The sequence below is a fragment of the Frankia sp. Mgl5 genome (assembly GCF_023242985.1).
Classification (GTDB): Bacteria; Actinomycetota; Actinomycetes; order Frankiales; family Frankiaceae; genus Parafrankia; species Parafrankia soli.
On the sequence record NZ_JALKFY010000817.1, the window covers coordinates 1 to 8,259 of the forward strand.

General features: G+C 68.6%; 6 protein-coding genes. 5 read left to right on the forward strand and 1 reads right to left on the reverse strand.

Annotated features, from left to right (window positions below):
* Positions 1-942: CoA ester lyase (locus MXD62_RS31965; RefSeq protein WP_248833092.1), on the forward strand; the 942-nt coding region annotated here is incomplete at its 5' end.
* A 50-nt stretch (positions 943-992) separates the two neighbouring features.
* Positions 993-2,189: an acyl-CoA dehydrogenase family protein gene (locus tag MXD62_RS31970; RefSeq protein WP_248833093.1), complete on the forward strand. Its 1,197-nt coding sequence runs from the start codon at positions 993-995 to the stop codon at positions 2,187-2,189.
* A 93-nt stretch (positions 2,190-2,282) separates the two neighbouring features.
* Here the strand turns inward: MXD62_RS31970 and MXD62_RS31975 are convergent, their stop codons facing one another.
* A complete protein-coding gene (locus MXD62_RS31975; protein WP_248833094.1) occupies positions 2,283-3,464 on the reverse strand; it encodes a MaoC family dehydratase N-terminal domain-containing protein in 1,182 nt (393 codons plus the stop codon).
* Positions 3,465-4,345: 881 nt separating this feature from the next.
* On the opposite strand from MXD62_RS31975, the gene MXD62_RS31980 reads away from it, so the two are divergent.
* The 3 genes from MXD62_RS31980 to MXD62_RS31990 all read left to right on the forward strand — a co-directional run bounded on the left by MXD62_RS31980 (position 4,346) and on the right by MXD62_RS31990 (position 8,218).
* A complete protein-coding gene (locus MXD62_RS31980) occupies positions 4,346-5,716 on the forward strand; it encodes an MFS transporter (protein ID WP_248833095.1) in 1,371 nt (456 codons plus the stop codon).
* Positions 5,713-6,462, forward strand: a complete 750-nt coding sequence (locus tag MXD62_RS31985; protein ID WP_248833096.1) for an N-acyl homoserine lactonase family protein — start codon at positions 5,713-5,715, stop codon at positions 6,460-6,462. Before MXD62_RS31980 ends, MXD62_RS31985 begins: the two co-directional genes overlap by 4 nt.
* Positions 6,463-6,628: 166 nt before the next feature.
* On the forward strand, positions 6,629-8,218 hold the full coding sequence (locus MXD62_RS31990) for a class I adenylate-forming enzyme family protein (protein ID WP_248833097.1): 1,590 nt from the start codon (positions 6,629-6,631) through the stop codon (positions 8,216-8,218).
* The last annotated feature ends 41 nt before the right edge of the window (positions 8,219-8,259 follow it).

Here is an 8,259-nt window from a genome sequence, read left to right on the forward strand (position 1 = left end):
CGTGCTCGCCGGTCGTGTCTGGCTGTTCCGGCTTCGAACGTGAAGATGTTGGGTAAGGCGCAGGGGCTTCCTGCCGACCAGATCTTCTGTGATCTGGAGGACTCGGTCGCCCCGGGGGCGAAGGAGTCGGCGCGGGGGAACGTCGTGTCGGTGTTGAACGAGGGTGACTGGGCGGGTAAGACCCGGGTCGTGCGGGTCAATGACCTGACGACGAAGTGGACCTACCGTGATGTCGTGACCGTGGTCGAGGGCGCGGGGGCGAACCTGGACTGCGTGATGCTGCCGAAGGTGCAGACCGCCGCGCAGGTGCAGTGGCTGGATCTGCTGTTGACGCAGATCGAGGAGGTCATGGGTTTCGAGGTCGGTCGGATCGGTATCGAGGCGCAGATCGAGAACGCGCTGGGTCTGTCGAACGTGAAGGAGATCGCGTTCGCGAGCCCGCGGATCGAGACGATCATCTTTGGTCCGGCGGATTTCATGGCGTCGATGAACATGCCGTCGCTGGTGGTGGGTGCGTTGAACCCGGATTATCCGGGGGACCCGTTCCACTACGTGCTGTTCAAGATCCTGGAGGCGGCGCGGGCGCGGGGGGTGCAGGCGATCGACGGGCCGTTCCTGCAGATCCGGGATGTGGAGGCGTTCCGTGGGGTGGCGAAGAAGTCCGCGGCGTTGGGTTATGACGGTAAGTGGGTGCTGCATCCGGGGCAGATCGACGCCGCGAACGAGGTGTACGCCCCCCGGCAGGAGGATTACGATCACGCCGAGCTGATCCTGGACGCCTATGCCTGGCACACCTCGGACGAGGGTGGGCTGCGGGGCGCGGTGATGCTCGGGGACGAGATGATCGACGAGGCGAGCCGGAAGATGGCCGAGGTGATCGCGGGTAAGGGCCGTGCCGCGGGTATGGCGCGTACCGCGGCCTTCGAGCCGCCGGTCGGCTGACCCGGGCCTGGCTGTTTCCCCGTCGAGACCTCAAGGACACAGGAGCCGCTATGGGCAGGATCGCGCAGACCGACGGGCTGACCGAGGTGCAGTCCGACATTCTCGCGGCGGTGCGGTCGTTCGTGGACAAGGAGATCCTGCCGAACGCGGGCGATCTTGAGCGTAAGGACGAGTATCCCGAGGCGATCGTCGAGGCGATGAAGGAGATGGGCCTGTTCGGGATCACGATCCCGGAGCAGTACGGCGGTCTCGGGGAGTCGCTTTTGACGTATGCGCTGGTGGTGGAGGAGATCGCCCGTGGGTGGATGAGCGTGTCGGGGGTGATCAACACGCATTTCATCGTGGCGTATCTGGTGTTGCAGCATGGTACCGACGAGCAGCGGGAGCGGTTGCTGCCGCGGATGGCGACCGGTGAGCTGCGTGGGGCGTTCTCGATGAGTGAGCCGGGGTGTGGTTCGGATGTGTCGGCGATCACGACCCGGGCTGATCGTGACGGCGACGAGTACACGATCACCGGGCAGAAGATGTGGCTGACCAACGGTGCCCGTGCCGGTCTGGTCGCGACGTTGGTGAAGACCGATGAGGGTGCGGAGTCGGTTTATCGGAACATGACGACGTTCCTGTTGGAGAAGGAGCCGGGGTTTGGTACCGATGGTGGTATCACGATTCCGGGGAAGCTGGAGAAGCTCGGGTACAAGGGTGTCGAGACCACGGAGATGATCCTGGATGGTCATCGGGTGCCGGCGAGTTCGATCCTGGGTGGTCCCGGGGCGGCGGGTCGTGGTTTCTACCAGATGATGGACGGGGTGGAGGTCGGGCGGGTCAACGTCGCGGCCCGTGCCTGCGGGATCATGATCCGGGCGTTCGAGTTGGCGATCGCCTATGCCCAGCAGCGGCGGACGTTCGGTCATCAGATCGCTGATCATCAGGCGATCGCGTTCAAGCTGGCGGACATGGCGACCAAGGTCGAGGCGGGTCATCTGATGATGGTCAACGCCGCGCGTAAGAAGGACAGCGGGCAGCGTAACGACGTCGAGGCCGGGATGGCGAAGTATCTGGCCAGTGAGTACTGCCATGAGGTGACCACCGAGTCGTTCCGGATCCACGGTGGTTACGGGTACTCCAAGGAGTACGAGATCGAGCGTCTCTACCGGGAGGCCCCGTTCATGCTCATCGGCGAGGGGACGTCCGAGGTCCAGAAGCGCATCATCAGCCGCGCCCTGCTCAAGGACTACAGACTCCGTTGAACGGGTGATGCGTCGTCCGGCGGCGAGCGGGTCCACGCCCGGGCCCACGCCGTCGGCGGGCGCGGTGCCCGGCCCGCGACGACGGCGTGCGCCTCACCGGTCGGCCGGTGCCCCCTCGCGGCTCGGGAGCGCGATGACGGCGGATCCGGGCATGACGTTCGTGTCCCGCTGGTTGGTCGCCCAGGTCTCCACGCGCACGACATGGTCGCCGTCGGCGTCGATCTCCTTGGCCACCACGCGGCCACCCAGTCGCACCACGTCCGAGAGGTATACGTGGCTGCGGTACTGGCCGTGTAGGGCCTTGAGTGTGCCGTCGTCGCCCATCCAGCTGGTCAGGGAGTGGATCTGCCAGCAGGTGCGCTGGATGCCGACGTCGTAGGCGATCTGGGCGCCCTGCAGGCGGGCCGCGTAGTCGTTGTAGTGCACCGAGTAGACCGGTTCGAGGGCGTGTGTGTTCGGATCGCGGAACGCCCATTTCGGGTGCTTGTGGTAGCGCCGCAGCGCGACCCCGTGCGCGGACAGCCGGGGAATGGGAGCGGCACCCGCGGCGATGTAGGCGATGAAGTCGGTCAGCCCGATCGGGCCCTTGGTGATGACGTCGATCTCGTCACCGACGGCAACGTCGTCCCAGTAGCGCGGCTCCGCGCCGCGGGGGCGTTCGGCGAGGACGTCCGCCTCGATCGCGGTGAGCTCGCTGTCCGTCCACGGGTGGGGCAGCTCGATCTTGCGGGAGTCGCGCCGCTTCTGCATCTCGCCGCGCTCGAAGCGCATCCGGGAGCAGATGAAGGTCGCGACCAGCTCGCCCTGCTGGTTGCGGTACTCCTGGCGCAGGTAGTCCTTGATGCGGCGGCCGCCGAAGTTGCTGTCGGTGGGCCCGTCGAACCCGTCGAACACCACGGTGGCTGTGATCTTGTCGTCGAGTCGGATCGGCCGTTCGAAGGTCATGGTCGTCTCGGCGTGGAACCCGCCCAGGCCGCGCCACCCCACCTGGACGGAGCCGAGGCAGGCGAAGACGAAGCTGGGGGGAGCGACGATGCCGCCGTGCCGCGTCCCCGCCGCATAGTCGGCGTCGGTCCACAGCGGGTTGTCGTCACCTATCCCCTCGGCGAAGCGCAGGATGGCGAGGCGGGTCGCGTACTCGTTGTTGACGCAGGCGTCGGTGCGCAGCTGCGTCCCGATCAGCGCCCGCATTTCCTCCAGCAACTCGTCGGTGAATGTGCCCAGCGCCAGTTCTCTCGCGATGCCGTCGGTCTTTTCCTCATGTGTCGTCGTCATCTGCTCCCAATCTGCGTTCGTGCGGAGTGCGTAGGTGTGGTCCGGTGGCCTGAGGGCCGCGGACCTGCTGGGGAACCACGGGCCCGGGTGGCCGCCGCGCCGCGGCGGGCATGGACGGAGGACACCACGCCCACGGTGCGGTGGCGGTCGAGCCGACGACTCCCTGCGCGGGGCCCGCGGTAACGGGGACGAAGCCGGCTGCTCCCCGGCCGTCGGGTCGTGGCCGGCGGCGCCCGACCTGGCCCCCGGGCATCGAGGTGTTCCGCGCCGGCCGGGTGGGCGGATCCGGGGCCTGCGGGCGTGAACGGACGAGCCGCCGTGCGCCGTGGCCGGAGCGCGGCCGACCGTGGCCTCGACGGACGGCCTCGACCAACCCCCATCGACCAACCCCCTCGCTCGTTCCTAAATCAGAACGTTGGGTCGCCATTACGGATACTTCCACCGCGTGGCGTGGGTGTCAACGCGGCCGGGGGAGGGCTGGTCCGCGCAGGTGGCTCGCGTGGGGCTATTGACCGCCCGTGGTGACCACGGCTAATTTCCCTCCAGAGTTCCCGATTGGAGATGCTCGTTCGTATATAGGAACAGGGGGGGTGTTGCGGACCGTGGTGCCGCGGCGCTGGCGCGGTCTGGGCGTGACCCCGCCAGACGCCTGTCCCGCTCCGTGACGAACGGCCGACGAGCCCCGGCCACGGGTCGGGCCGTCTGTCTGGCAGGTGGGGCGGGGGGAGGAGCCACCCACCGGGAAAGGAGCGCCCGCCGGGCGTCCACCTGGCGGCGGGTGTGCAGTGCAGAGAAGCCCGGAACGGACCTGCCGAAGGCAGTGAACAGATAGGTCATATCCGGCCCGTCCGGGTCGCCCGACAACTCGCGGAGTTTTCCTGATGACGCTACAAGACGTGCCTGCGCCGGGTCCCACCGCCGACCAGTCCATCGCCAGCGAAAATGAGTCGGATCCGAAGAAGATGCGCAAAGTCGCGCTGGCAAGCTTACTGGGAACCGTCGTAGAGTTCTACGATTTCGGTATTTACGCCACCGCGGCGGCCCTGGTCTTCGCGGATGCGTTCTTCCCGGCCTTTGGCGGCCATGGCGGTACCATTGTTTCGTTCGCTACCCAGGGCGTCGCGTTCGTCGCCCGCCCGCTGGGGTCGATCCTGTTCGGGCACTTCGGCGATCGGCTCGGGCGCAAACGGACTCTGGTCTTCACGATGTCGCTGATGGGCGTGTCCACCGTGCTCATCGGCGCACTGCCCACGGCGGGGAGCATCGGGGTCGCGGCACCCATTCTGCTCGTCCTGCTCCGCGTCGCGCAGGGCGTGGCCGCCGGCGGCGAGTGGGCGGGCGCGACGCTGTTCACCTCCGAGCATTCACCGAAGGGCCGCCGCGGCTTCTGGGCCATGTTCACCAATCTCGGCGGCGCGGTCGCGAACATCCTCGCCCTGTCCACGTTCCTCGCCGTGGCGCTCTACATGAGCGACGAGACCTTCACGTCCTGGGGATGGCGCCTCCCGTTCCTGGGCAGCTTCGTGCTTATCGCCGTCGGTCTCTACGTGCGGCTGAAGATCGAGGAGACCCCCGCGTTCGAGGCCGAGGCGAAGCGTCGGCGCAGCAACCGCGGGCTGCCGTTCAAGGAGGCCGTGGTCAACCAGTGGAAGGAGCTCCTGCTCGGAGCGGGCGCGTTGGTGACGGCCTTCTCGCTCGGCTACATCGGGATCGCATACCTGACCAACTACGGCACTGCCACGCTGGGCCTGAGCCGACCCGAGGTGCTGACGGCCGGCATTGTCGGAAATGTTGTGAATGGTTGCGCAATCATCTCGGGTGGCCTTCTGAGTGACCGGTTCGGCCGTCGGCGGGTCCTGCTGGTCGCCAACACGGTCGGCATCCCCTGGGCGCTGGTCCTGTTTCCGCTGTTGGACACGGGCACACTTACCGCCTTCTGGGTCGGGATGGCGGTCACCTTCCTGATCGCCGGTCACGGATTCGGCGTCGCGGGGTCGTTCCTGTCCGAGCTGTTCCACACCCGCTACCGCTACACCGCGGCCGGGCTCTCCTACAGCCTCGCGGGCGTTGTCGGCGGCGCGGTACCTCCGCTCGTCGCCGCCAGCATCATCGGAAGCCACGGCGGATTCGTGTTCGGCCTGTTCCTGGCCGCCTACTGCCTGGTGAGCCTGCTGTGCGTACTGGCTCTGCGGGAGACCGTCGGCAACGAACTGATCGAGACGCCCGCGGAGCAGCAGGGGGTGACATCGTGAAGCTGACAGTCACAGCTGTCTCGGTCGGCCGCGTCTTCGGCCTCCAGAAGGCCGCGCTCACCTACCTCCGGGGCTGGGGCGAGACCCTGGACATCCCGCTGATCATGTTCGTGATCCAGGGTGGTGCCACGCCGGTGATCGTCGACACCGGGGCCGACCTGAGCCGGGCCTGGGAGCACCACCGGATCAGGATGGAGCAGACGCCCGAGGAGCGGCCCGACGCGGCGGTGCGCGCGCTGGGCGTCGACCCCGATGAGGTGGGTCTGGTCGTCAACACCCACCTGCACTGGGACCACTGCTCCAACAACCATCTGTTCCCCAACGCCCGCATCGTCCTTCAGCGGCGCGAGATCGATTTCGCACGGAGGCCGGTCGGGTGGCATCGGCGCCAGTTCGAGGCCGTGCCCGACCTGATCCCGGCGTGGCTACGCGCCGAGAACCGGATCGACGCGATTGACGGCGACACCGAGCTGGCGCCGGGGGTCTCGGTGGTCGCCCTGCCCGGTCACACGCCGGGTTCGCAAGGGGTCGTGGTCGAGGCTGAGGCGAACCGCTACCTGCTCGCGGGTGACTGCGTCGATCTGTACGAGAACTGGGCGGGCGACGCGGAGGCCGACCGGATCCCGTCCGGCTTCTTCACCGATCTCGTGGCCTACGAGGAGAGCATGCGGCGGATCGAGCGGTTCGGCTGCGAGGTGATCCCGAGCCACGACCCGCTGGTGGTCGAGCGTCGGGTCTTCCGTTGAGCGCACGCCGCCAACGGCGGTTGCAGGTCGTCAAGCGCCTGTCGGCAGTCCGAGTTTGTTTGCGAACAAGTCCGTCAAACCGCATAGGCGAGCAGACGGGCAGACGACCATTGCCGAGCCCCGTCGGCCGGATGGCCCGCGTGGACGGCGGAGAGAGGAAGCGGCGATGAGCGGCCCGATCCCATCGTGGGGACGCGATGTCACTGTCGAACAGGTAGGCGGCGTCCCGTTCCGGATGTACGAGCCGCGGACGCGGAGGCTGGAGTCCCTGCTGGACCATGCCGACCGCTGGGCGGGCCGGGCCCATGTCGTGCAGGGCGACGTGCGGCTCGACTTCGGCGACCTGGTGCCAGCGGTCGGTCGCAAGGCGGCCCAGCTGCGCCAGCACGGGGTGGGCCGGGGGGACCGGGTCGCACTGCTGGGCTGGAACAGCCCGGACTGGGTGGTGAACCTCTGGGCCACCTGGTGGCTGGGCGCCGTCCCGGTCCTGGTCAACGCCTGGTGGAGCACCCGGGAGATGGAGCACGCCTTCACGGCGCTCACACCTGTCGCCGTGCTCGCCGACCGCCGCCTGGAGCACAAGGTGCCGGCTGGGAGTCCCGTCGCGCCGTGGCTGATGGCCGACGCGGTCGACGGTCCGCCGCCGCAGCGTCCCGACAGCGACGACGAGAACGAGCCCGCCCTGATTCTGTTCACCTCCGGCAGCACCGGATTCCCCAAGGCGGTCGTGCTCTCGCACCGCTCGATCATCTCCGGCCTGCACTCGCTGCTGAGAATCACCAAGCGGCTTCCGCAGGAACTCGAGGGCGCGGCGCCCAGCGTCGCCCTGCACACGGGGCCGCTGTTCCACGTCGGCGGCGTTCAGACCCTCGTGCGGGGGGTCATGGTCGGCGAGACCCTGGTGTTCCCGCAAGGCAAATTCGACGCACACGCGGCGATGGACCTCATCGCCGCGCACGGTGTCACCCGCTGGAGCGCCGTCCCCACCATGGTCAGCCGGCTGCTCGACGCCCAGGCGCAGCGGCCGGTCGACCTGCACAGCCTGCGGTCACTGACGCTGGGCGGTGCCCCCGCCCACCCCAGTCTGTACCAGCGGATCCGCGACGAGCTGCCGTCCGTCCAGGCACGCGTGGCCACGGGTTACGGCCTCACCGAGAACGGTGGGCAGGCCACCGCGGCCAGCGGCCGCGACACCCGTGACCGGCCCGGCTGCTGCGGTCTGCCGCTGCCCACCGTCGAGATCTCCTTCGGTGACCGGACGCCGGGCGGGGACGGCGAGGTCCTGCTCCGCGCCGCGTCGCAGATGCTCGGCTACTACGGGGAGGCGTCCGGCCCCATCGACGCCGACGGGTGGCTGCACACCGGTGACCTGGGCTACCTCGACGAGGACGGCTATCTCTGGGTGACCGGCCGCAGCAAGGACCTCATCCTGCGCGGGGGCGAGAACATCGCGCCGCTGTCGGTCGAGCGCGCGCTGGTCGGCGTGCCCGGCGTTCTCGACGCGGCGGTGATCGGCCTGCCGCACGCCGACCTGGGGGAGGAGGTCGCGGCGGTCGTGGTGGTCGACGAGGCCACCGCGGGCCGGCCGGACCTCGCGGAGTACATCGTCGAGGTCCTGCGCTCGGACCTGGCGTCCTTCGCGATCCCGACCCGGTGGCGCTTCCAGACCGAGGAACTGCCGGTGCTCGGGTCGGAGAAGATCGACAAGCATGCGCTCGCCGCGGAGTTCGCCGCCGAGACCGCCGCTTCCCGGTGAGCATCCCGGCCGGGGGGGGGGGGGGGGGCCCGGGGGGCCCC